At 43.9% G+C, this 24,984-nt stretch carries 24 protein-coding genes; 12 read left to right on the top strand and 12 right to left on the bottom strand.

What is annotated here, in order from left to right; all coding sequences use genetic code 11:
* Positions 1 to 5 precede the first annotated feature (5 nt).
* The 8 genes from EOD41_RS11780 to EOD41_RS11745 all read right to left on the bottom strand — a co-directional run bounded on the left by EOD41_RS11780 (position 6) and on the right by EOD41_RS11745 (position 9,181).
* Positions 6 to 1,061, bottom strand: coding sequence for a porin (locus tag EOD41_RS11780; RefSeq protein ID WP_127705065.1), 1,056 nt, complete (start codon positions 1,059 to 1,061; stop codon positions 6 to 8).
* 87 nt (positions 1,062 to 1,148) lie between these two features.
* Positions 1,149 to 1,709, bottom strand: a complete 561-nt coding sequence (kdpC, locus tag EOD41_RS11775; RefSeq protein ID WP_127705063.1) for a potassium-transporting ATPase subunit KdpC — start codon at positions 1,707 to 1,709, stop codon at positions 1,149 to 1,151.
* A gap of 14 nt (positions 1,710 to 1,723) precedes the next feature.
* Positions 1,724 to 3,757, bottom strand: a complete 2,034-nt coding sequence (kdpB, locus tag EOD41_RS11770) for a potassium-transporting ATPase subunit KdpB (RefSeq protein WP_127705060.1) — start codon at positions 3,755 to 3,757, stop codon at positions 1,724 to 1,726.
* Positions 3,758 to 3,770: 13 nt separating this feature from the next.
* Positions 3,771 to 5,489, bottom strand: coding sequence for a potassium-transporting ATPase subunit KdpA (gene kdpA / locus EOD41_RS11765; protein WP_127705058.1), 1,719 nt, complete (start codon positions 5,487 to 5,489; stop codon positions 3,771 to 3,773).
* Positions 5,490 to 5,498: 9 nt separating this feature from the next.
* On the bottom strand, positions 5,499 to 5,576 hold the full coding sequence (gene kdpF, locus EOD41_RS21245) for a K(+)-transporting ATPase subunit F (protein ID WP_127705248.1): 78 nt from the start codon (positions 5,574 to 5,576) through the stop codon (positions 5,499 to 5,501).
* Positions 5,577 to 6,017: 441 nt separating this feature from the next.
* Positions 6,018 to 6,971 carry an MBOAT family protein gene (locus EOD41_RS11755; protein ID WP_127705056.1) on the bottom strand — a complete coding sequence of 318 codons (954 nt, stop codon included), beginning with the start codon at positions 6,969 to 6,971 and terminating at the stop codon, positions 6,018 to 6,020.
* On the bottom strand, positions 6,968 to 7,402 hold the full coding sequence (locus EOD41_RS11750) for a hypothetical protein (RefSeq protein ID WP_127705054.1): 435 nt from the start codon (positions 7,400 to 7,402) through the stop codon (positions 6,968 to 6,970). The genes EOD41_RS11755 and EOD41_RS11750 overlap by 4 nt, the downstream gene beginning before the upstream one ends.
* Positions 7,403 to 7,822: 420 nt before the next feature.
* A complete protein-coding gene (locus tag EOD41_RS11745; RefSeq protein WP_240663363.1) occupies positions 7,823 to 9,181 on the bottom strand; it encodes a sigma-54-dependent transcriptional regulator in 1,359 nt (452 codons plus the stop codon).
* Positions 9,182 to 9,334: 153 nt separating this feature from the next.
* Here EOD41_RS11745 and EOD41_RS11740 point away from each other — a divergent pair, with 153 nt between their 5' ends.
* The gene (locus EOD41_RS11740) at positions 9,335 to 10,324 is read left to right on the top strand and encodes an NHL repeat-containing protein (protein WP_127705052.1); all 990 of its coding nucleotides are present in this window, start codon (positions 9,335 to 9,337) and stop codon (positions 10,322 to 10,324) included.
* A 67-nt stretch (positions 10,325 to 10,391) separates the two neighbouring features.
* Here EOD41_RS11740 and EOD41_RS11735 read toward each other — a convergent pair whose 3' ends face one another.
* A complete protein-coding gene (locus tag EOD41_RS11735) occupies positions 10,392 to 11,276 on the bottom strand; it encodes an ATP-grasp fold amidoligase family protein (protein ID WP_127705050.1) in 885 nt (294 codons plus the stop codon).
* A 205-nt stretch (positions 11,277 to 11,481) separates the two neighbouring features.
* Here EOD41_RS11735 and epsC point away from each other — a divergent pair, with 205 nt between their 5' ends.
* The 3 genes from epsC (at position 11,482) to EOD41_RS11720 (ending at position 14,356) form a co-directional block, all read left to right on the top strand.
* Positions 11,482 to 12,291 (top strand): serine O-acetyltransferase EpsC, encoded by an 810-nt coding sequence (epsC, locus tag EOD41_RS11730; RefSeq protein ID WP_127705048.1) that lies wholly within the window; start codon positions 11,482 to 11,484, stop codon positions 12,289 to 12,291.
* A gap of 9 nt (positions 12,292 to 12,300) precedes the next feature.
* On the top strand, positions 12,301 to 13,176 hold the full coding sequence (gene cysM, locus EOD41_RS11725) for a cysteine synthase CysM (RefSeq protein WP_127705046.1): 876 nt from the start codon (positions 12,301 to 12,303) through the stop codon (positions 13,174 to 13,176).
* Positions 13,177 to 13,306: 130 nt separating this feature from the next.
* On the top strand, positions 13,307 to 14,356 hold the full coding sequence (locus EOD41_RS11720; RefSeq protein ID WP_127705044.1) for a glycoside hydrolase family 53 protein: 1,050 nt from the start codon (positions 13,307 to 13,309) through the stop codon (positions 14,354 to 14,356).
* Position 14,357: 1 nt separating this feature from the next.
* Here EOD41_RS11720 and EOD41_RS11715 read toward each other — a convergent pair whose 3' ends face one another.
* Both EOD41_RS11715 and EOD41_RS11710 read right to left on the bottom strand, forming a co-directional pair.
* Positions 14,358 to 15,062 carry a hypothetical protein gene (locus EOD41_RS11715; protein ID WP_127705042.1) on the bottom strand — a complete coding sequence of 235 codons (705 nt, stop codon included), beginning with the start codon at positions 15,060 to 15,062 and terminating at the stop codon, positions 14,358 to 14,360.
* Between the two features lie 38 nt (positions 15,063 to 15,100).
* The gene (locus EOD41_RS11710; RefSeq protein WP_127705040.1) at positions 15,101 to 15,757 is read right to left on the bottom strand and encodes a hypothetical protein; all 657 of its coding nucleotides are present in this window, start codon (positions 15,755 to 15,757) and stop codon (positions 15,101 to 15,103) included.
* A 46-nt stretch (positions 15,758 to 15,803) separates the two neighbouring features.
* On the opposite strand from EOD41_RS11710, the gene EOD41_RS11705 reads away from it, so the two are divergent.
* Entirely contained in the window at positions 15,804 to 16,823 is a 1,020-nt protein-coding gene (locus tag EOD41_RS11705; RefSeq protein WP_127705038.1) for a threonine aldolase family protein, read from the top strand.
* A gap of 94 nt (positions 16,824 to 16,917) precedes the next feature.
* Here the strand turns inward: EOD41_RS11705 and EOD41_RS11700 are convergent, their stop codons facing one another.
* Complete coding sequence (locus EOD41_RS11700; RefSeq protein ID WP_127705036.1) at positions 16,918 to 17,934, bottom strand: aldo/keto reductase; 1,017 nt, start codon at positions 17,932 to 17,934, stop codon at positions 16,918 to 16,920.
* Between the two features lie 116 nt (positions 17,935 to 18,050).
* On the opposite strand from EOD41_RS11700, the gene EOD41_RS11695 reads away from it, so the two are divergent.
* The 7 genes from EOD41_RS11695 (at position 18,051) to moaA (ending at position 24,984) form a co-directional block, all read left to right on the top strand.
* Complete coding sequence (locus EOD41_RS11695; protein ID WP_127705034.1) at positions 18,051 to 19,136, top strand: DNA topoisomerase IB; 1,086 nt, start codon at positions 18,051 to 18,053, stop codon at positions 19,134 to 19,136.
* Positions 19,137 to 19,249: 113 nt separating this feature from the next.
* On the top strand, positions 19,250 to 20,098 hold the full coding sequence (locus EOD41_RS11690) for an SDR family oxidoreductase (protein WP_127705025.1): 849 nt from the start codon (positions 19,250 to 19,252) through the stop codon (positions 20,096 to 20,098).
* Positions 20,099 to 20,164: 66 nt separating this feature from the next.
* Positions 20,165 to 20,602 (top strand): c-type cytochrome, encoded by a 438-nt coding sequence (locus EOD41_RS11685; protein ID WP_127705023.1) that lies wholly within the window; start codon positions 20,165 to 20,167, stop codon positions 20,600 to 20,602.
* 93 nt (positions 20,603 to 20,695) lie between these two features.
* Positions 20,696 to 21,733 (top strand): hypothetical protein, encoded by a 1,038-nt coding sequence (locus EOD41_RS11680; RefSeq protein WP_127705021.1) that lies wholly within the window; start codon positions 20,696 to 20,698, stop codon positions 21,731 to 21,733.
* Positions 21,734 to 21,738: 5 nt separating this feature from the next.
* A complete protein-coding gene (locus EOD41_RS11675; RefSeq protein WP_127705018.1) occupies positions 21,739 to 22,608 on the top strand; it encodes a TIGR01459 family HAD-type hydrolase in 870 nt (289 codons plus the stop codon).
* A 128-nt stretch (positions 22,609 to 22,736) separates the two neighbouring features.
* The gene (locus tag EOD41_RS11670) at positions 22,737 to 23,915 is read left to right on the top strand and encodes an aldose epimerase family protein (RefSeq protein ID WP_127705016.1); all 1,179 of its coding nucleotides are present in this window, start codon (positions 22,737 to 22,739) and stop codon (positions 23,913 to 23,915) included.
* Between the two features lie 49 nt (positions 23,916 to 23,964).
* Positions 23,965 to 24,984, top strand: a complete 1,020-nt coding sequence (gene moaA / locus EOD41_RS11665; protein WP_205780546.1) for a GTP 3',8-cyclase MoaA — start codon at positions 23,965 to 23,967, stop codon at positions 24,982 to 24,984.

Raw genomic sequence — 24,984 nt, 5'->3', positions numbered from 1 at the left:
TGTTTTTAAAACGCGTAAACTGCCGCCAGGCTGAACTGCGAAGCTGTTTTAGTGGCTGCGCCATTCTTCTTAAAAAACTGTTCAGCCGAACCGTTATCGAGCCTGATCTCCGGAATAAATGTTAATCCTGCAGCCTTAATATTACCCGAGAGTGTGATAGCTGTAACCGACTCGCCCGGCGCTACGCCTGAAAGAGTAAGACCATTATCACCACTTTTCGATTTAAAGTATTCACCTCTAATGCCTAAAGCAAAATTACCGGTAAATGCGTTTTGCAGGTACAAAGCTGCACCGGTAAAGCCGCCATCGCCGTCATTTCGTTTACTGAAATCGGCCGCGTTAAGGCCAACTTTAAAGCTCTCGGTTACCTGGTAAGCGGTTGTCAGGTCGAAAATAGTACCGTAGCCACCGTAGGCATCACCGCCATCAAGCACGTTCAGGTAAGCCGACCAGCTTTCAACGGGCACTATCATCAATTGCGCGCCTATGCTTGACACACCGTTTGATGCTTTGTAGGTATTCCACTCGTTAAACAAACCTACCATTAAACTAACTTTTGGCGAAAAGGCATATGTTGCCTTTACCCCGGCATTTTGAAACGGCCCGTTAGTGAACAGGTATGATGTTGAATAGTTGAAGTTGCCTGCCGGCGATATCACCTCGTATCCAACAAACGTAGCGAAGTAACCCGCCGCCATGGAAAACTTATCGGTAAAGGCATAGTTTACATTCAGGTTTTGAATATGGAACGAGTTGGCGTTGTTGGCATCTGTACCATCACCGTTTGGGATGGACTGATATTGTCCCCGCGGGCCGAACGACAATTCACCCACAAATGAGGCTTTACCTGTAGATTTTTTCAGGGCGATATCCACCATACCCAGTGACACCGAATTTTGGTCGCTTGCAAAACTGGTACCGATATTTACTCTTTCGGCAAAATCATATTTATAATAAGTATCTGCCGAACCTGAAATTACTAAAGGGGTAGAAGTACTGTCTTGCGCATTAGCGCTCAGGCTTGCTGCTAAAGCAGCGGCACAAAGTATAATTGTTTTCATTATTTGTTTAAGTATAAAATTTACAGCCTGCCGCGCTTCACCCGAAGGACCCATATTTACCGCCAGGGTATCAGCGCGGCGAAAGGCTTATTTCTCTTGTAATTGGTCGAGTGCGAGGTTAAGTTTTAAAACATTTACGCCTTCAGGTCCAAGGGTGGCTTTGCGGGTGTTTTGTTCAACCAACTGGACTACCGCTTTTTCATGGAGATGACGGTATTGTGCCACACGTTTTACTTGTATCAGCGCGCCCTGTACGGATATCTCAGGATCGAGGCCGCTGCCTGAAGAGGTTACCATATCGGCAGGAATATCGGCACGGCTTAAGCCTGGATGATATTTTAGCAGTGTATTAATACGGTTTGATACTTCTTTCAGATAATCGGGATTTGAAGGCCCTTTGTTTGAACCTGCCGAACCCGCAGCGTTATATCCCACAGCCGACGGCCTTCCCCAAAAGTATTCGGGTTTGGTAAATGATTGGCCAAGCAGGGCATAACCAACTACTTTGCCGTTTTTGCTGATGGTTTCACCGTTACCTTTACCTTTTGAGAATTTACCGGCAAGGGCGATAGTTAAGGGATAGATGACACACAACAATACCATTAGTACTAGTGTTAAACGTATGGATTGAATTATATAAGCTTTCATGATTTTTTCTGATTTTAAGCGAAAAGGCCAACAATTAGGTCAATTAATTTTATGCCGATGAACGGTGCTACAACGCCGCCGATACCGTAGATAAACAGGTTACGGCGCAGCAGCGCGCTTGCACCAATAGGTTTATAAGCCACACCTTTAAGCGCCAGTGGTATCAGTATCGGGATTATGATAGCGTTAAATATTACCGCCGATAGTATGGCGCTTTCCGGACTATGCAAACCCATAATGTTCAATCCTTGTAAAGCCGGTATTGAGGCAATGAAAAGCGCGGGCACAATAGCGAAGTATTTGGCAACGTCATTAGCTATGGAAAAGGTGGTTAACGTACCGCGGGTAATAAGTAACTGCTTGCCTATTTCCACAATTTCAATCAACTTAGTGGGGTCGTTATCCAGATCGACCATATTGCCGGCTTCTTTAGCAGCCTGTGTGCCGCTGTTCATGGCTACGCCTACATCGGCCTGAGCAAGCGCAGGCGCGTCGTTGGTACCGTCGCCCATCATGGCTACCAGTTTGCCGGTGGCCTGTTCGGCTTTTATGCAGTTCATTTTATCTTCGGGTTTTGCTTCCGCGATAAAATCATCTACTCCCGCTTTTTGGGCGATATATTTAGCCGTTAGCGGGTTGTCGCCGGTTACCATTACGGTTTTTACGCCCATTTTGCGGAGCCGCTCAAAGCGTTCGCTTATGCCGGGTTTAATAATATCCTGCAATTCAATCACACCTAAAACCTTTTCGTTTTGGGACACTACCAACGGTGTACCACCGTTTGATGATACAAGTTCCACACGTTCCTGCACATCGGCCTGGAAAGTATGTCCTGCCTTCTGGGTGATGTTGCGTATCGAATCATAAGCGCCTTTACGTATGCGCAAACCATCGGGCGTATCAATGCCGCTTGAGCGGGTTTCGGCAGTGAATTTTATGAATTTCGCACCCTCCGGTGTTTCAACCGACAGCTTGTCATTATGGCTTTTTGCTAACTCAATTATTGATTTCCCTTCGGGTGTGTCATCTGCTAATGATGATAGTACACATGCCTTCAGCAGTACATCAGGAGAAATGTGCGCCGCAGGCCAAAACTGTGTGGCTTTACGGTTACCAATAGTAATGGTGCCCGTTTTATCAAGCAACAGCACGTCAATATCACCGGCGGTTTCTACAGCCTTGCCTGATTTGGTAATGACATTGGCACGCAATGCCCTGTCCATACCGGCTATACCAATAGCCGACAGCAAGCCGCCGATAGTTGTAGGGATTAAACAAACGAAAAGAGATATTAATGCGGCTATAGTAATGGTGGTATTCGCATAATCAGCAAAGGGTTTCAGCGTAACGCATACGATAATGAATATCAGCGTAAAGCTTGCCAGCAGGATAGTTAACGCTATCTCATTAGGCGTTTTTTGGCGTGAAGCACCCTCAACTAAAGCAATCATCTTATCCAGAAAACTTTCGCCAGGTTGGGTGGTTACCCGTACCTTAATATGGTCAGACAATACCTTTGTACCGCCAGTTACCGACGATTTATCGCCGCCTGCTTCGCGTATTACCGGTGCCGATTCCCCTGTAATCGCCGACTCGTCAATCGTCGCGATACCTTCGATAATCTCGCCGTCGGTAGCAATGGTATCGCCGGCATCACACACAAACACATCGCCTTTTTTTAGCTGATTCGACGAACGTGTTTCAATGCTGCCATTGGCTAACAGCACCCGGGCAGGTGTTTCCTCACGTGTTTTGCGAAGACTGTCGGCTTGTGCCTTGCCGCGTGCTTCGGCAATAGCCTCGGCAAAGTTGGCAAACAGCACGGTAAGCAGCAGTATTAAAAATATCACAAAGTTATAGGCAACACTACCCTGACCGCTATGGCTTGCGGAATAAAAGGTAACATAAGCCATAATGATGGTGCCTATTTCCACTGTAAACATTACCGGGTTGCGCACCATTATGCGAGGGTCGAGCTTTATAAAGGATTGTTTCAGCGCGGTTTGCACCAGCGCGGCCTCAAATAATTTATTTGATTGAGTTTTCATTTTCACTGTGTTATTACTTAAGCATGGTAAAGTATTCGGCAATAGGACCAAGGGCAAGTGCCGGGAAATACGACAGCGCGTTGAGCACAATTATCACCGCGAAGGTCATCAGCGCGAAGGTTTTGGTATCGGTTTTTAATGTACCGGCGCTTTCGGGTATGTATTTCTTTTGCGCAAGCAAACCGGCAATTGCTATGGGGCCAATTATTGGCAGAAACCTTCCCAGTATCAGCACAAAGCCTGTAGCTACGTTCCAAAAGATATTATTATCGCCCAAGCCCTCAAAGCCCGAACCATTGTTGGCGTTTGATGATGTCATTTCATAAAGCATTTCTGAAAAGCCGTGGAAGCCGGGATTGTTAAGCCAGTTGCCGGGCTTCACCGCCCAGTTGGCATCACCATAATTGGTAAATACATAGCTTGCCAACGCACTGCCAGCCATAATCAACAGCGGACTAAGCAGCGTAATGATGGCAGCAATCTTTACCTCGCGCGCTTCAACCTTGTGACCTAAAAACTCAGGTGTACGGCCAACCATCAACCCCGAGATAAACACTGCTACAATGAGGTATACAAAATAGTTGAGCAAACCTACGCCGCATCCACCGAAGAAAGAGTTTATCATCATACCCAGCATTTGCCAGGCACCGGTAAGCGGCATAGTACTATCGTGCATACCATTTACCGACCCGGTTGAAACAATGGTGGTAATGGTGCTCCAATAAGATGTAGCCAGCGCACCAATCCGCACTTCCTTACCTTCCATTGCGCCGGTGGTTTGCGTAATGCCCATTTTGGCAATGGCCGGGTTGCCGCCCAGTTCGCTGCTTATGGTGGGTATCAACAGCATAAACATACCGATGGTCATCACTCCAAAGATTGTCCAAGCCAATTTTTTACGGCGGATGAAATAACCAAAGGCGATGATCATCGCGATCGGGATAATCATTTGCGATATGGCTTCCGTCATATTGGTGATATAGTTCGGGTTCTCCAACGGATGTGCCGAGTTAGCGCCGAACCAGCCGCCACCATTTGTACCCAAATGTTTTATAGCAATCATTTGCGCCGCCGGTCCGCGCGATACGTTAACTGTATCACCTTGTAACGAGATGAACTGGTCTTTACCTGCATAACTTGCCGGTGTACCGTTAAAGGTTAATATCAAAGCAACCACAACGGTCAGTGGCAACAGCAAACGGGTTATTGATTTAACGAAGAACTCCCAGTAGTTACCCAGTTGTGTAGTTGTTTTATCGCGGAAAGCCTTAAAGAAAACCACAGCTGCCGCAATACCTGTAGCCGCGCTGGTGAAGTGCAGAAACATCAGCACAAAATGTTGGGTAAAATAGCTCACGCCTGTTTCGCCCGAATAGTGCTGCAGGTTACAGTTCACCACAAAGCTGATAATGGTGTTGAACGACAAGTCGGGTGTCATACCCGGGTTACCGTCGGGATTAAGCGGGAGTTTATCCTGGTATAACAACACAAAAAAACCGTACACCAGCCAAACTGAGTTAATGGTAAGCAGCGCCACCATGTGCTGCTTCCAGTTCATTTGCTGGTTGGGGTTTATGCCTGAAAGTTTATAAATACCGTTTTCGATAGGTTTTAAAAAATCGGTCCACGTTTTTTCGCCGGCAAAAACCTTTGCCAGGTACCTGCCCAGTGGTATCGCTATAACAAGCGTGAGCACGTAGGTGGCTATTACGCCAAGTATTTCTGAGTTCATTGTAATGGGTTAAAATTTTTCGGGTTTCAGCAGCACATATACCATGTATATAAAAGCTGCTATGGAAATGATAAATAGCGCAATCATGGCAATCAGATTTTTTCGAACCAGTTAATGGATTTGTAAAACAGCCACATGCAGAGCAGCATGGCGAGGAAGAGGAGTGCGGTTAACATAGCTTTCAAATTTTATTTTGAAAGGCTAATGCCAATAGGTATGCCGATAGTTGAAGTGTCTGTATATTTATTTGGTTATCAATTCTTTGTGATTAAATTGAAAAGTTGAACAGTAATGGTACCCTTTCAAAATGGAAGGGTTATTTTTCAGAATGGGAAGATTTTTGATAAGCACTTGCAGTGCTTACCGGTTATAGTATCCCGTTTTCTGCTCATACGCCTGTAGGCATTACAGCCAAGGCTTGTATCCGCTGCAGCCGGGTTTAGGTGGGTGTCTGAACTGGAATTTTTAGGATTTAAGAATTTAACAAAATGACAAAATCGCCTTCGAAACTATTCCCTGCAAAGGAGCCTACAAACCTGCCAATGGCCACACCACTTGTTTAACAAATTGGGTGTGAAACAGCAAAGGCATGGGCACCACCACCCAAATAAATGTCCATAACCTGGCTGTAACTTTATTTTGGAGCAATGCTGATGCCGGATAAATAGCCTTCTCTATTAACACTGCTATACCTTGTAAAACAAAATACAACAAAGGTAAACCAAAGCCATAATTAACCGGTAAACTAAGCGCCAGTTCATGCAGCAAGCCGGAAAATACAAAGGCTGCTAACAAAGCTGCCGCATTGCCTGTGATCTTTTTTAACGGCCTGAAAATGGCAATAGATGTCATTTCGCTAAAGGCCAGGTTCCATCGCTTGCCCCAAAATTCGGTAAGGCTCATTGCTTTGGCAGGTTGCCTGAATAACATGTGCACATTTACACCCTGGAGCCGCCAAACCCCGGCGCTTATACTCAAAACGCCAAAGTGTAATATCAGGCTTAGCGCAATCAATAATATAATGCTTATAAACCAATAGGTTAGTTGTGTGAGCGGATAATTTTTAACCACAAAATGTGCGAATGCTAAAAGAATTCCGCCTGCTGCAATTCTGCTTAGCCCAAAACGTATCAGGTGCCAGGCATCCGTTAAAGGTGCTGAACCAAGTTTTTCAAAAGGTTGCGCACGCATGCCAGGCCAACCGGTAGCAAAAACAAACCATTGTTTAAATGTAAGTGCAACCGGCTTATTTTTGTATTCGGCTGTTGCAGCAATAACTTTCATGGCCGTAAAGGTGGTAGCAATAATGGCCAGCATGCGCATTACGGGATAGCTATCTGTACACAAAAAACTTACAGTGGCAATGCTTACTATCAGCATCACCCAGCTTAACCTGAATAATTGCTTTTTAAGTATAATATATCCTGAAGCAAGTACAACCAGGTTGATTAATGAAAAGCTGATAAATTGTACTGCTGTCATAATTGCAAAAGTTGATAGTTGAAGTAAAAAGCCCTGGCATATACAATACTCAAAAATACAAACAGGGTAACCAGCACAGCCTCGCCCAGTTTATGCCATTTCCCGGTAGGGAAGTGTAACCTGTTAAAATAAAAAAACTGTATGCCTACCCTTGATATCCAGTAAACAGCAATAAAACCGCAAACCATTGTTGCCAGTCGCGAACCATCAAGCATATCAGCAAAAGCAAAAATTGATAGCAGCGCGAAACACAAGTTTATAACCAATATGTATGCCGCATAGGTCCAAAACATTTGTTTTATTAACGGCTGCACTTTTATAAGTTCCAAATGCCACTTCAGGATTTTTGGAATTGCCAGGCTACCCAAAACCAGGGCCAGCTGTGCCAGGCCAGCCATCCATATCCAAAATTGAATATCTAAATAATACATAACAACAATCCAATAAACAAATGTAATATATTATTTGAATTTTCAAAAATTATTGAAAATATAATTTATTATTAAACGCTTGCTGCGACCTGCAAGTTAATACTACATTGAAGTGCCATCAGCCGGGGCATGTAGTATGTCAGTTAAGAAGCAGTTGCAGTGCTTATAGGTAATGATAGTCCCGTTTTTCACTCATACGCCCGCAGGCATTAGGCACAGGGCCAGTACCCGCTGCAACCGGGTTTAGGTGGGTGGTTGTCTGAACTGGAATTTTTGAGAATTTCGGAATTGCAGAATGTCTGTCTGCATTTACTGTCATTTCGAACGAAGTACGAGAGAGAAATCTTCTCTAAGAGATACGTGGCGTCAACTGCTTTAAGAAGCTTTCTCCCTTTCGGTCGAAATGACATGATGGATAGATTAAGTGTTTAAACCGTACTCTTCCAACTTCCTGTAAAGCGTGGTAAGGCCAATTCCCAGCAAGCGGGCTGTTTCAGTTTTGTTGCCGCTGGTGTGGTGTAACACTTTTTGTATATGGTGTTTTTCAACGGCTTCCAGGCTAAAACTATTATTGTCAGTTTGGGTATGGAACTCAAAGGGCAGAAGTGACGAAGTGATTATTTCGCTGTCGGCAAGTATGGCAACGCGTTCCATAATATTTTTTAGCTCACGGATATTGCCTTTCCAGCGATGCTTTTTAAGCAGATCTAAGAATTGATTATCTATTTTAAAAGACTGCTTGTTTACCTTCTTCGCAAACTGATCAAGATAATATTCTGCCAGTAGCGGTATATCCTCTTTTCGTTCAGCGAGTGACGGCAGGGTAATTGAAAATACTGACAGGCGGTAATACAGATCAAGCCGGAACTTACCTTCATCGGCCTGCTTTTGCAAGTCGCGGTTGGTGGCGGCAATAATGCGTACGTTTACTTTGCTGGTGCTGGTGTCGCCCACTTTTATAAATGTCTGATTTTCGAGTACACGGAGCAGCTTGGCTTGAAGGTCGAGGTTCATTTCACCTATCTCATCCAGGAATAAGGTACCACCACTGGCTTCCTCCAGTAACCCCTTTTTATCTTTATTTGCACCTGTAAAAGCGCCCGCACGATAACCGAACAATTCACTTTCAAGTAACTCGGCGGTAAAGCCGCTGCAATTAAGCGCTACAAAAGGGTTAGCCTTTCGCGGACTTTCGTAGTGAATGGCTTGTGCGAACACTTCCTTACCTGTACCGGTTTCTCCCAACAGCAACACAGTGGTATCAGTAACTGCAACGCGGCGGGCAAGGGCAATGGTGTCTTTTATGGCTTTTGATATACCAAGTATCGAATCAAAACTATACTGACCTGAGATCTTTTTCTCTAACTCGTAAACGCGGCGTTGTAGTTTTGCTTTGTCGGCAGCTTTGCTAAGCAAGGGGATTATTTTATCATTATCGTCGCCTTTCACCAGATAATCAAAGGCGCCGTTCTTAATAGCTGTTACGCCATCGGCAATATTGCCAAATGCTGTAAGATTTATAACCTCAGCATATGGTCTTACTTCTTTTACCTTTTTTACCAGCTCAATGCCATTTACATCAGGTAGTTTAACATCGCTGATAACAACTTCAATATCTTCGTTTAATAGTAGTTTCAACGCTTCTTTGCCTGTATAGGCCTGTAAAACAGTATAACCTTCCAAACCAATTATACGGGACAGCAAACCGTTAAGCTGCTTTTCGTCATCAATAATCAATACCGTTTGATTGGCCACTGTTTGAAAAAGGATTTGGGTCAAAGATAAATTAATTATCAAAGCACAGAAACATCAGCGTGAATGTGAAGCTCTCAATAACCTTTAGTTATCGTTATACATATTGTTATACATACAGTTCACCGGCAATATTAAATTGTTTAATAATAAGTTATTTAGATAGTAATTATGAAACCTATGAGAACACAATTTTATCTGACAATCATCATCATTTTCACTCTGTCGGCGTGTAAAAAGGAGCTATCAAAGCAGCCAATTTCTGCTGAAAAGGAAACAGAAGAAACCGAACTGCTCACTGCTGATGTACCCGCAGCGCCTTATACAGTGCGAACCATCGCAGGAATTTTTGAAAAAACAAGTTCAGAGCCCCACGTAGTGAACGGCCCCGGTCCGAAAGCTAAGTTCTATAAACCACACGGTATATCTGTTGACGGTGACGGCAGCCTTTACATTGCCGATTTTTTTAACGGACTTATCCGCAAGATCAGCATCTACAACAAAGTGAGTACAGTGGAGTTGCCGCCTGAATATTATCAAGGCGGTTTACTGCCCGAAGCCGCTGTTAAAGATCCGGGTGGAACTATCTACATTGTGTCAACAGGTTATGGTGTGCGCATATACAATAAAGCGCGCGGTATAAATATTGTAAGCAGGATAGGCAATGCCGACTCAAACCTCGACATTGAAAAGGACAGCCACAGTGTGATGTGGTTTGTAAACGATAACAGCCTGTGTAAAATTGTTAAAAGAGAAATATTCAGGAATGTTGTTAATTTTTCAGACTACTTAGATCCTAACGAAACCCTGCGTGGAATAGGTGTAGGACCAAAGGGTGTTAAATATGTTAGTACCGCGTCAAAGTTGTTCAAGGTAACATCTGATGGCAAAATCACACGCTTATTCCCGTCATATCGCTTTATATTCATCAGCGGGATTGCCGTTACCAAGGATGGCTCGACACTATACATAGCCGATGGTAATGCTATCAAAAAGATTTATCAAAACAACATAACTACCATTACCGGCCCGTTAGGCGCAGCCGACGGCCGCGATGGCGTGGGTATAAATGCCGACGTTGTGGCAGCCAACCTGGCCTTATCAAACAGCGAAAAGGCACTTTTTGTAACCGATACCCGCAATATTATCCGAAAAATTACCTTACCCTGATTTCAGGTACATCACAAACAAAAACGCCCCGGTTAACCGGGGCGTTTTTGTTTGTGAATATTTTAGCTTATATCATACCCTCGCAATACTCATCCCAATAAAATGTAAACAGGCGGTCGGCTTTATTGGTAAAGCCTATGCCAATACCCGGCGTAGGGGTAAACTCGCCGAATACAGCACCTTTGGCTGTAGCATAGAAGTCTATCCGTACATATATCTGGTAAGCTTTGCTTAGTGTTTTGGCCTGATTTATTATTTGGGGAAGGCATTTCGGCGGAGCTAAATCATCTCCGTTAACATATTTTTTGCCAATATTTTCTTTGGGTTCCCAATTGGTATCGAAAACATTTACAGTTCCTTTTCCGGGTCCGGTACGGTAAATTACCTCTATACGTGCTATTTCACCGTTAAAAGTATGTACCTTATAATCAGTTGGAATACGGTACTCTCCGCTTTCAGATGTAAGAAATTCCTGTATCAAAATTTCATTCAACGGATTACTTTCCATTATCTGCTTCATGTTTTCAGTCAGTTCATAATAGGTATAACGTTTTTTGTCCATGTGGTTATAACCATTGTCCATCAAAAAAACATTATTGCATGAGTGGCCGATGGTAGGCTTTATAACAAATTGAGGTGGCAGGGCACTAAAATTTATGCTCTCAACATTACGGCCCCGCCAATATATAAGCGGCGTTTTACAGCCATGCATAGCTGCAAAGTGCATGGCATTCGCTTTATTACTAAGCACGCGTTGCCAGTTTGGTTGTTGTTTAAGATTAGCCAGCGATCCGAATTTTTGTAAGGGGGTGTTCCTGAATTCTTCAGCATCCGGTGAGGTCCAGAATGTTTTATGCCGGCGTTTAATCCGCTTTGTAAATGGTGCGTTCTTGTAGTCGAGCCAGGGAAACAACTGGCTTGTATGGCTCATTTTGAGGTTGAAAGGCAGCATCGGCTTATTGGTTGGGTTATGCAGCAATATTATAAAACATTGTTTTTTTTAACCATCTTTCCCTATGCACATAAAGCGTACAAATGGTTGTGTAATAATGAGTAACACTGTTTATTTACCTTGTCATGAAGAAAAAGGTTAGCTGATAAAAAGCAAAAAGGTATTTTTGCCTTGCTGCTATAATTTAAGCGCACCGCGAATAAACATGAACGACGAGTTTTTCAATAAGATACTGTCAAGGCCAAGGCCGGCGCACGTTATACCACCTAACAAGGAAATTGCTGATTGGGCCTGGAAGGTGATCAGGGTGATGTTTCCGGAATGTGCCGATGGCATACCTTGCTCGGCAGCGGTACTTCGTGGGAAACTTGAACAACTCCAGGAAAAACTCGCGGGCATGGTAGGTGCCGATGACCGCTGCAGTAAGGATGAAAGTCATCAAACCGCGCAGGCATTTTTTAATGGCTTGCCCGCATTATATGAGTTATTGTGCACAGATATTCAAGCCATTTACGACGGCGACCCTGCCGCGCGTACCGAGTTTGAAGTGGTTCGTACATACCCGGGTTTTTACGCTATCAGCTTTTACCGTATAGCGCACCTGCTTACCGGTCTTGGCATCCCGCTTATTCCACGCATACTTACTGAGCATGCGCATTCGGTAACGGGTATTGATATTCATCCTGCGGCCGAGATAGGAGAGTATTTTCACATTGATCATGGTACCGGCATCGTTATCGGCGAAACATGTATCATAGGTAACCGTGTTAAACTTTATCAGGGTGTTACTCTGGGTGCGTTAAGCGTGCGTAAAGACCTTGCCGGGGTTAAGCGTCATCCAACTGTTGAGGATGGCGTGATTATTTATTCGGGGGCTACTATACTTGGCGGCGATACGGTAATCGGCCACGACAGCACAATCGGCGGTAACGTATGGCTTACAAAGAGCGTTGCGCCATACTCAACGGTGTACCATACACCAACCATTCATATTCAAAAAACAAACGGTAAATAAATTCAGGTTATGTCGGGTATTATTGATCTTATTGGCAACACGCCGCTTGTCGAGCTTAAAAAGCTGAACACAAACCCAAATGTGAAAGTATTTGCGAAGCTTGAAGGAAATAATCCGGGCGGTAGCGTAAAAGACCGCGCGGCGCTTAACATGATAAAAAGCGCAATTGACCGGGGAGAAATTAAACCTGGTACGCGACTTGTTGAAGCAACCAGCGGTAATACAGGGATTGCACTTGCCATGATAGCCCGTTTGTTTGATCTGGAAATAGAGCTGGTTATGCCATCAAACTCCACCCGCGAGCGTACACTCACCATGGAAGCTTTTGGCGCTAAAGTTACCCTGCTTGAAAGCATTGAGGCCTGCCGTGATTATGCCGAAGATAAAGGAGCCAATGGCGGTTATTTTTTGCTTAACCAGTTTGCCAACCCTGATAATTACGGGGGACATATTAAAACTACAGGCCCTGAAATATGGCGCGATACCAACGGCGGCATTACCCATTTTGTAAGCGCTATGGGTACTACAGGCACTATTATGGGTTGTTCAATGTATTTGAAAGAAAAAAATGCTGATATACAAATAGTAGGATGCCAACCTACCGAAGAATCTTCGATTCCCGGTATACGCCGCTGGCCTGAAGCATATCTACCTAAGATTTTTGACCCAAAACGTGTTGACAGGATAATGGATGTAAGCGAAACCGACGCTATCGCGATGACAAGGAAGCTTGCACAAGTTGAAGGCGTATTTGCTGGTATGAGCACCGGCGGCGCCTGCCACGCCGCGCTGCAACTGGCTGCCGCATTAACCCAAGGCGTTATTGTTTTTATTGCCTGTGACAGGGGCGACCGTTACTTAAGCAGCGGTTTGTTCGGCGAATAAGGCTGATCATCGGTTGTTATTTATCTACAAAAAAATAAAATTACCTATCATTTAAATTGTCATTTGGTGTATATTTAACACTTAGGGCATTAGCTCTCCGCATGCCTGTTACTACAACCAATTTTAAGATATGAGAAGGATAGGGATTTTTATTTGCGTTTTTTTTGCCTGTTTGGAGGTAAGCTGTTCAAAAGATAATTCAAAGGTTACACCTGATCCGCCTGAAGAGGAGATCAAGCAATTGAATACCGGTTTTGCAAAGGGCGCCGACGTAAGTTGGATAACCGAGATGGAAGCAAAAGGTGTAAAGTTTTATAACAATGTCGGTACCCAGCAGGATTTACTACAGATATTAAAAGATAAAGGCATTAACTCTATACGACTGCGGGTATGGGTGAATCCTACTGACGGCTGGAATAACACTGCGGATGTGGTTGCCAAGGCAACGCGCGCAAAAAACCTTGGTTTCCGTATCATGATAGACTTTCACTACAGCGATTTTTGGGCAGATCCGGGTAAACAAACTAAGCCGGCGGCATGGGCTTCACTGGATATGAATGGATTAAAGGATGCCGTATATGATCATACAGTAAGTGTACTTACCGCGCTTAAAAATGCCGGCATTACGCCTGAATGGGTGCAGGTTGGTAACGAAATTAATGATGGTATGCTTTGGGAAGATGGTCGTGCTTCAAAAAACATGAAGAACTATGCCGAACTGTTTAAGTCGGGATATGAGGCTGTAAAATTGGTAAGTGCAAGCAGTAAGGTAATTGTACATCTTTCAAACGGTTACGATAATAACTTGTACCGCTGGAACCTTGATGGACTTAAAGCCAATGGCGCGCAATGGGATATCATTGGCATGTCGTTATATCCGGAAGTGGCAAACTGGGCGGCGTTGAATGAACAATGCCTGGCCAACATGAAGGATATGGCTACCCGCTACGGCTCGGAAGTGATGGTAGTTGAAGTGGGTATGCCGGCTACAGCCGCCGCTGAGTCCAAAAAGTTCATCAGCGATATCATTTTAAAGAATAATAGTTTGCCCAACAAAAAAGGTTTAGGTGTATTTTATTGGGAGCCCGAAGCTTACAACAGCTGGCAGGGTTACAAACTGGGTGCCTTTGACGACAACGGCAAGCCTACTGCAGCAATGGATGCTTTCCTGATAGAGTAAATTACTGTTGAGTATTTTGGGCGGCGTTAGCCGCCTTTACTTTTTTAAAGAAATCAATCAGCGATTCAATGTTATGCAGGTTGAATTTGTTCTTGCGTATCTCGTTGGCAACAGCGGGTTCATCGCCCATAATATCCAGCATTATGTCGTTGAAATTTACAGCGCTCACTTCCATCATTTCGGCAGTATTGGCGCCAAAAAAGTAACCAACGTTAGCCTTTTCGCCATTCCTGTTACCGTTGCCACCCATTGAAACACCTAAACCGCCGCCTACGCCACCATAACCTCCGCTGCCCAGGCCAACTCCACCTGAAAAGCCGGGACGTATTTTAAAACCGCCACCGCCGCCGGCGCCTTTACCCTGATATAGCTTTATCTCTTCGTTGATAACAACCTTTACAAAGTCAAGTTCCTTACCATTCCAGCTGCCATTGCCCGGCGGGTGTGCCACCACAAAGCTATCCTTACCGGCAATAAATGAGCGCAGTTCACCCGCACTTAGCTTGATCGGGTTCATCTTCTCGTCGGTTTTAAACTCAATAAAAGCCTCATGCTTATTTGGCCCTTTGCCTGAAGGGTAAGGGTTTATAAAACCGGTTTCGCGGTTACCTTTAACATCATTAATGCTGCCGGGTAGCCATTTTTGAGCATAGGCGGCAGTGGCTGCCAACAAAAAAAATAATATGAAAGATAATGTTCGTAGCATTAACTTGATTTTATACAATTAACGGTAAAACATTTTTTTTATTCTGATGAACCGGCAGAAGATGTTTTATCTTCCTCGTTCCATTTGCCCGTTAAATAAAATCGGATAAGGTTTTCACGGTCGCTCCAGCCGTAAGTTTTATCCGTAATTTTAGCAACTATATCAGGCTTATCTGCAAAAAACTGACTTGCGGCTTCAACAAAATTCTTTTTGGTAAGCTTAGTTACATCATCAGGACCTGTGCCCCAGTAATAAGTTTCTCCAGACCAGCTTATACCTACACTAAAACCTGCACCTACGCCTCCAGGGGAAGCCGTATTCCATACTGAGGAGTACAATTTAACCGGGTTGTTGTTAATCTTTACAAGTAGAAATGGCGCATCAGATAATTTATTTGTAGTTGCCACAATAAAACTGTCTCGTAAGGTTGGTTGCTTTTTATCGGGTTTTACCACAAATGCTCTTACGTCTTTAGCTTTAATTTTTTTTGAGTCTTCGTCTTTATATTTGAACCTAAAGCTCGAACCGTACGCACCCGCTATACCTTTAGAAGCCACATAATCAGCTATAAATCCCAGATGCTTTCTGCCTCTTAAATCAATGTAATAGCCTTCTTTCCAATTGTAACCAAACAGTTGTGCGTTTGCAGAAAACGTACTGCCAATAAGCAGCAATAGAAGTAAGATTTTACGCATAAGATTTAGATATTTGAATTTTTAAAAATACTACTTCAATTACAATATGCAAACTACTGTTGATTTTCGCAGCGATACGATAACTAAACCTACACCGGGTATGCTTGAGGCCATGATGAGTGCAAAAGTGGGTGATGATGTTTTTGGCGAAGATGAAACAGTAAACGCCCTTGAAGAAAAAGCCGCGGCCATGTTTGGCATGGAGGCGGGCATCTTCTGCCCGTCGGGTACTATGACCAACCAGATAGCCATTAAATGCTTTACCCAGCCAATGGATGAATTGATTGCCGACCAAACAGCACACGTTTACCGCTACGAAGGTGGGGGCATAGCGTTCAATTCGGCAGTATCAACACGATTACTGAATGGCTATCGTGGTATAATTACCGCCGAAATGATAGAGCCTGAAATAAATGCCGAAAATATCCATTTTCCACGCACCAGTTTGGTAGTGCTTGAAAACACGGTTAACAAAGGCGGCGGCGCCTGTTATACGCTCGAGCAGATTAAACCCATAGCCGAACTTTGCCATCAGCATAATCTAAAGCTGCATCTTGACGGCGCACGCATCTTCAACGCGCTTACACATACAGGTGATGATGCAAAGGATTATGGGAAATACTTCAATGGAATATCAGTATGCTTATCAAAAGGATTGGGTGCACCCGTTGGCTCGGTTTTACTGGCTGATAAAGAAACTATAAAACAAGCACGAAGGATACGTAAAGTACTTGGCGGTGGTATGCGCCAGGCGGGTTTTCTGGCAGCGGCGGGCATTTATGCGCTCGATCATCATGTTGAAAGGCTTAAAATCGATCATGCCCACGCCCGCATACTGGCCGACGAGTTGGCTAAATGTAGTTGGGTAAGCGCGGTGCTTCCCGTCGAAACCAATATTGTTTTATTTGATACCGTTGAACCGGCCGATAAAGTGGTTGCCGATCTGGCTGCACAGGGCATTATCTGCATGAGCACAGCCAAAAACCGAATACGCTTTGTAACCCATCTGGATATTCATCCGGAAGGAGTGGAGTATGCGGTGAAGGTGTTTAAAAGCTTGTTTTAGTCGAATAGTCCGAAAGACGGAAAGTCCGGAAGTCGGAACGTCTGAAAAAAACAGACTTTTTCTTTCGGACTTTCCGTCTTTTGGACTAAAAAACTTAAACCGTCCTATCTGCCGATTGTCTTTCAACCATCCAGCCCGGATATTCGCGTGGTAGTGCACTTACCTCATTGATCTTTTGCAGATCATCGGCTGTAAGTTGTATTTCTGTCGATTTGATGTTGTCTTTCAGCTGATCGATATTTTTTGCGCCAATAATGGTACTGGTAACACCTTTTTGCTGGCGAACCCATGCCAGGGCAACCTGCGCTGCCGAAACGTTATGCTGCTTACCAATTTCGGCAATCACGTCAACAATATCATAACCGCGGTCTTTATTAACCGGAGGGAAATCAAACGCGTCGCGGCGTGCTCCGGCTTTTTCGCCGTCACGTGTATATTTTCCCGACAGGAAACCACCTGCCAGCGGGCTCCACGGCATAACAGCCAGGTTTTGGTCGGCAGCCAGCGGTAATATCTCACGCTCAATATCGCGGCCAACTAATGAAAAGTAGTATTGCAAACCAATAACCTTGCTCCAGCTATTTTTCTCGCTGATGCCAAGCGCTTTCATAACCATCCAGGCAGGCCAGTTGCAAATAGCAACATAACGCACCTTACCGGTAAGCACAATGTCGTTTAATGATCGCATAATCTCTTCAACAGGAGTAAGCAAATCAACACCATGAACATAAAGGATGTCGATATGATCCAGCTGCAGGCGTTTCAAACTTTCGTCAACCGATTGAAAAATATGGTAGCGCGATAGGCCTACATTGTTTTTGCCTTCGCTCATGCGGCCGCGCACTTTGGTAGCTATTATCAGTTCATTGCGGTTCAAACCAAGGTCGATAATCGACTGGCCCAAGAGTGTTTCCGACTGGCCGAACGAGTACACATTAGCCGTATCAATAAAGTTGATGCCGCTGTCAACCACCTCTTTCATCAACTGATTAACTTCATCCTGTTGTATTTTGCCTATGTTTTCCCAAAAGCCGCTTCCGCCGAAGGTCATGGTGCCGAAGCAAAGCTCGGATACAATAAGCCCTGTGTTTCCTAAAATGTTGTATTTCATAAGTAGTGAATATTTAGTTGCACTAAGGTAGGCAGACGAAAAACATAATGTTAGTAACCACGGTCAGCATAAAGTAAGATTAAAACTTAAACCTTTACTGCTTGTTATCTCCACAAATGAACCGCCTTGTAAAAAAACTTGAAAAAATAGGCCGCGACCCTAAGGTCACTGCCAAAGCCGTAGGCTTGCGCTACGTGTCTGACACAATGCCCGGCTTTACCCGCAAAAAGGCCGGCAAGGGATGGAGTTATTACGATGCCGAAGGTAACCTGGTGAAGGATAAAGATTTGATAATCCGTTTCAACAAACTGGTTATTCCGCCGGCATATACCAATGTTTGGATATCCCCACATGAGAACGGGCACCTACAGTTTACCGGGATAGATGCTGCAGGACGCAAGCAGTATCGCTATCATGCTGAATGGAACCAGATCCGCAATCAATCAAAATACTACCGCCTGCAAACTTTCGCTGCTCATATTCCGGCCATAAGGCAGCAGGTGGATACCGACCTTGCCCGCCGTAACCTTGATTACCGTAAGGTAGTCGCCTTGGTTGTAAGGCTAATGGAACTAACCAGCATCAGGGTAGGGAATGAGTCGTATAAAAAGCTGTATGGTTCGTTTGGGCTTACTACCTTACAGGATAAGCACGTAAAAATAGAAGGATCGAAATTGCGCTTTGCCTTTAAAGGCAAAAAAGGCGTTTACCAGGATATATCCCTTCAAAGCAAAAAACTGGCAAGGCTGGTAAAGCAATGCCGCGACATACCCGGTAAGGAGCTTTTTCAGTTTTATAATGACGATGGCGAACGTTGCACCATTGGTTCGGGTGACGTAAACGGTTATCTTAAAGAAATAACAGGAGAAGACTTCACCGCGAAAGATTTTCGTACCTGGGCAGGCAGCGTAAGCGCGCTGTTTGCCTTTAAACAAGCCGGCGGCTTCGAAAACGTTACCGAATGTAAAAAGAAGATTGTAAGCGTACTTGATGAAGTAGCGCTAAACCTGGGTAATACCCGTACGGTTTGCAAAAAGTATTATGTACATCCGGCAGTGATAAAAAATTATGAAGAAGGCACGTTGTTCAAGTACCTTGAAGGATTGGATGAGGATGCCGACATTAAAGCGTCAGAACTTACACTTGCCGAAAAAGCGCTTTTACAGATACTGGAAAATGAAAAACTGGCAAAGGCAAGTTAAAGGATTGTGAGTGGTTGATTAAGTAAATTAGTGAGTGGTTCAAACCCGTATATTTACTCAATTATTACAACAACTCACCCAATCAACTACTTATCCAATCAACTAATTAAACAATGGCTGCAATTACCACCATTATCACAGGGGCAACATCAGGTATTGGCAAAGAGACTGCTTTGGCGCTTGCCAAAAAAGGGCATGCCTTGTATCTGCTTGTGCGTGATGTAGTGAAGGGTGATGAACTTGTCCGCCAGTTAAAGCAGCAAACGGTCAATAAAGAGATATTCAGTGTAAAGTGTGATCTGTCCGATCTGCATAGCGTTTATACCGCTGCCGAAAAATTAAAGAGCCGGCTGTTTGCCATAAATGTGTTGATCAATAACGCGGGCGGCATGTATCCAATGCGAAAGCTTAGCCATGATGGATTTGAAATGACCTTTGCCGTAAATCACCTGGGGCACTTCGCACTTACTATGCACCTTATGCCTCTGCTCCAAAAAGGGCAGGCGCGTATTATTAACATAAGTTCTGAAGCGCATAAAATGGGTAAGCCCGACTTTGATGACCTTAACAGTGAGAAAAGTTATTCATCAATGCGGGTGTATGGCGCGGCCAAATTGTTCAATATCTATTTTACAAAATCACTTGCCGAAAAATACCGGGATAAGGGTATCACTGCTTTCGCGTTGCATCCAGGCGTGGTAAACACTGCTTTTGGTGCAGGCGCAGGCGGCATGACCGGCTTTTTCCTGACTATAGCCCGCCCGTTTATGATAACGCCTGAACAAGGCGCCCAAACAACCATTTATTTGGCTACAGAATCAGGGCTGCATACCAAAAGCGGTACTTATTTCAAAAAGAAGAAACTCGCTAAAGTATCTTCAGCGGCGGATGATGCTGCTGCAAGAGAAAGATTATGGCAGGTAAGTGAAGAAATACTAATGGCACACCCGGCAGGTTTATAAAAATATTGTTGCGTTTGGTAATATTATCTAACACATAATTATATTTACCTGACAAATCTCTGACAAATGTTCATCAACAAAAAAGCGTTTATCACAATAGGGCTGCTTTCAAGTGTAGTGCTAACCTCAATGGTTACTTTAAAACAAGAGAAACCCGCCGAAGAAAAATTATTTAAAAATTTAAAAGTCCTGCCTAAAAACATCACTAAAGATCAAATGCATGAGGTGATGGAAGAGTGGGAGCATGCTTTAGGTACTAAGTGTAGCTTTTGCCATGTGCGCGATACCGCTACCCGGAAAATGGATTGGGCAAGCGATGCCAAACCGGAGAAAGAGATGGCACGCAAGATGTACAAAATGACTGAGATGCTTAACAAAAAGTACTTCCACGCGAAGAAAAATGAGTTGGGTATGATGGCTGAAGAAGGGGTTAACTGTAATAGCTGTCACAGAGGAGTAGAGCACCCTGAGGTTACACCTGCCCATAAAGCTGAAGGAAAGTAATAACATACCAGCCTCCGGGGACATGCCGGGCGCTGCAAATTGCTTGTTATAATTGTGAAAACTTTGCGTTCTTTGTGTCCAATTATATTCTAAATGGACTATTCACTTATAATTCAAAAGGCATGGGAAGGGTACGACGCATCAAAGACCATCAAGACCATAGACGATATCAGCGCCCGGGTTTCAACCAACCATGTTTACCGCATAACTTTTGACGACGACGACATCATTATAGCCAAGCTTTCAAACTTTGGCAAATACGAGCATTTTAAGGAGGACCACCGCCTGATCCACAGCCTTTGCAATAACTTGCTCTACCCATTCGAAAACCTGCTTTCAAAATCGCTATTAAAAAATAATAGGGTATATACCTACCGTTACAAACAGGGCAAAACCGATGCATGGGTAGTGTTTTATAATCCAACAAGGGTTATGGAGCGCCTGCCGCGCCAACTGGAAGAACGTCACATAAAAAAGCTTGGTCAGCAGGTAGGTAAATTCCATAAAGCCTGTGCAAGACTCAAAAATGTTCTGCCTAAATCATCAAAAACACTGCGTACCGATATTAACATCCTGCTCGATCAGCTTAACAAAAATGAAAAGCAGTTTGGGAGCCGTATGCAGGCTGATTTTCTGAAATATCACTGCGACCAGTTTGTGAAAAACAGGCTGAAACACAATGTAAGTTCATTTGAGATCATCCCGGTATTTATCGACTGGAATATCGGCAACTTCTCGGTAACGCCCGATCTGGAGCTGTATTCCCGCTGGGATTACGACTGGTTCAGGATGAGCTACCGTGTGCTTGATTTTTACTTTTTCAGCAGGGTAGTATCTTCCGTAGGCGACCGCACGGTATTCAGTTATGTGATTGATACCATGATGGAAGACCGCTTTATACTTTTCCTTAAAGAATATCATAAAGTAAATCCGCTTAAAGCTGATGAGATACGCTTTTTGAAGGAAGTTTACCGCTTTTTTATACTGAATTATGTGATAAAGGATGGCAAACACTTTTTCCACGAGCAATATGCCAAAAAACTCCAGGCCGAAGCCTTTGACATTTACCTGCCCTCTGTAGATCGTGATTTTGATGCCGAAAAAATAATATCAGCCCTGAAACTGAAATAATACTAATGAAGCACATTGATAACTTTAAGTCGATTGTCGACCGCTACCAGATCGTGTTTTTTGATGCCTTTGGAGTATTAAAAAACTATAAAGGACTGGTACCGGGTATCGAAAAAACGTTTGCTTACCTTGAGCAGCAAGGTAAAGAATATTATATAGTTACCAATGATGCTTCGCGCAGTCCGGTGCAATTGGCCGAATCATACCACCGTCAGGGGCTTCATGCCATATCGCCCGACCGTATCGTATCATCAGGTATGCTGGCTAAAGAATACCTGGACCTGAAAGTGAAAGACGGTATTGTGGCGTTTTTGGGTACGCCCGAATCGGCACACTATATTGAAAATGAAGGCAGGCACACTTTGTCGGTTAACCAGGTGAACAGCACCAATATGGATAAGGTGAACGCCTTTGTGTTTATGGATGATGAAGGGTTCGACTGGTTTGAGGATATTAATAAAACAGTGAATATACTGCGCAAACGCACTATACCTGCCATTGTGGCCAATACTGATTATGCCTACCCCCTTTCGGCAAATGATGTATCTGTGGCTATTGGTGGTATAGCCAATATGGTTGAGAGCATTGTAGGCAAGGAGTTTATCCGCTTCGGCAAGCCTGATTCACAGATGTTCATGTTCGCTTATGATTTGATACGTGAGCGCCGCCAGATCAGCAAAAAAGATATTGTGATGGTTGGCGATACGCTTTATACCGATATCATTGGCGGCAATAAATTCGGGTTAGATACGGTGTTGGTTCTATCAGGAAATACGTTACCTGAAGATGCTGAAGCGGCTATTCATTCTACCGGCATTGTGCCGACATATATATGTGAAAGCGCCGTTGTGCACGGTGGCGAGCTGGATTTGTAACATGTTGCAAGGAAAAATCAGTTAATCATTGCAAACTTGCAAATAATTGTATATTTGACAGATTTCAAAACCAATTAAGAGAATCTGCTCTATCTGTTACGAAACCCTTAACAATAAATAAAGGACCTATGATACGAGAATTTGTAAAACCCGCATTAGCAATTTTACCGGCTTGCGCCCTATATTTGGCCGCCTGCAATCAGCCGGCATCAAAATCAACTGAAACCATGAGCACAGACACTACGCACACCGCAGCATTGGCGCCCGCTTCGGCGTTCGACACTACAATCGACGGTAAGGCCGTTCATCTTTTTACTTTAAAAAATAAGAACGGGGTAGAAGCATCAATAACCAATTACGGCGGACGTATAGTTAACCTGTTACTGCCTGATAAAGACGGTAAAATGGTTGACGTAATTGTTGGTCCGGAAAGTGCTGAGGGATATTTAAAATCTACCGAAGTTTATTACGGTGCAACCATCGGTCGCTATGGCAACCGTATAGCTAAAGGTAAATTTAAAATTGACGGCAAAGAATACAGTTCTTCATTAAACAACGGTGCTAACATGCTGCACGGTGGTAAAAAAGGCTTTCAAAGTGTGATATGGGATGGTAAACAAGTTGATTCGAACACTGTCGAACTGACTTATTTGTCAAAAGACGGTGAGGAAGGTTTTCCCGGCAACCTGAATGTAAAAGTAACGTTTCATTTAACTGATGACAACGCGCTTGATATCAGCTACGAGGCTAAAACCGATAAAAAGACTGTAGTAAACTTAACTAACCATGCTTTTTATAATCTGAATGGTTCGGGCAGCGGTGATATCCTGAAACATACTTTATGGATAAACGCTGATAATTATTTACCTGTCGACAGCGGTCTTATTCCGCTTGGTCCGTTGGAGAAAGTTGCCGGTACACCGTTTGATTTTACAAAACCAACAGAAATAGGTGCACGTATTGAAACCGACAACCAACAGTTGAAAAACGGCAAAGGTTACGATCATAACTTTGTGCTGAACAAAACAGATATCAGCAAACCTGTAGCTACTATTACTGGTGACAAAACAGGTATTACGCTGGATATTTACACACCGGAGCCTGGTTTACAGTTTTACAGTGGCAACTTTATGCAGGCTAAAAACGTGCTGAAATATGGTATTAAGGACGAATTCAGAACATCATTTGCATTGGAAACTCAGCATTTCCCTGATTCGCCAAACCGTCCCGAATATCCGTCGACAGAACTTAATCCAGGGCAGACTTATAAAACACATTCGATTTATAAGTTTTCTGTAAAGAAGTAATATACTTGCCATTTAATGGCTTTAATAATCCCATCTTGAGAATATCAGGATGGGATATTTTTTTATCCTTAACTTTACCATGTTGAACGCGCTGACAGACAATCACGGACGGATAGTAAACTACCTGCGCCTTGCGGTGACAGACAGGTGCAACCTACGCTGTTTCTACTGCATGCCCGAGCATGGGCTCAACTGGCTTTCGCGAAGCGAACTGATGAGTTATGAAGAAATGCTGCGCATGTGCCGTGTTATGGCTGGAATGGGTATCGAAAAAGTACGCATTACAGGCGGCGAACCCTTTGTGCGTCGGGGAATAATGCAGTTTCTTACTTCGCTGTCAAAAATTAAAGGTATAAACGAACTGACGTTAACCACCAATGGCGTATTGACTGCCCCGTTTGTGCCGCAGTTGAAAGACATCGGTATAAAATCAGTAAACCTGAGTTTAGATACGCTTGACGCTAATCGCTTTTTTGCTATAACCCGCCGGGATGAGTTTACTAATGTGATGCACACGCTTGAGGCATTGTTAAAACACAATATCAATGTTAAAATAAACGCGGTTGTGATGGATGGCCGGAACACACAGGACATTGCACCACTTGTTGAACTGACAAAAGACCTTCCTGTAAGCGTACGTTTTATTGAGGAAATGCCTTTCAATGGGGATAGTCATCAGTTTAATACGCTACAATGGGATTATCTGCGGATACTGGAAGAGATACAGCTGCATTATCCTTCAATACAAAAGATTGCTGACCCGGCATATTCAACATCGTATAATTATCATGTACCTGGTCACCAGGGTAATGTGGGCATTATCGCAGCCTACTCGCGTACGTTTTGTGGTAGTTGCAACCGCATACGCGTAACACCTCAAGGTATGCTGCGTACCTGTTTATATGATGATGGTGTGCTGAATATAAAAGATGCTTTGCGCAAAGGGGATAGTGACGATGAAATAAAAATGCTGCTGCGCGATGCCTTGGGCAACAAGGCAAAGGATGGCCGTCAGGCTGAACTGCAGCGGCATGATATACATGAATCAATGGCCGAAATAGGCGGCTGA

Source organism: Mucilaginibacter limnophilus, from assembly GCF_004005815.1.
Lineage (GTDB): Bacteria > Bacteroidota > Bacteroidia > Sphingobacteriales > Sphingobacteriaceae > Mucilaginibacter > Mucilaginibacter limnophilus.
This window is presented reverse-complemented; position numbering and strand designations above follow the sequence as displayed.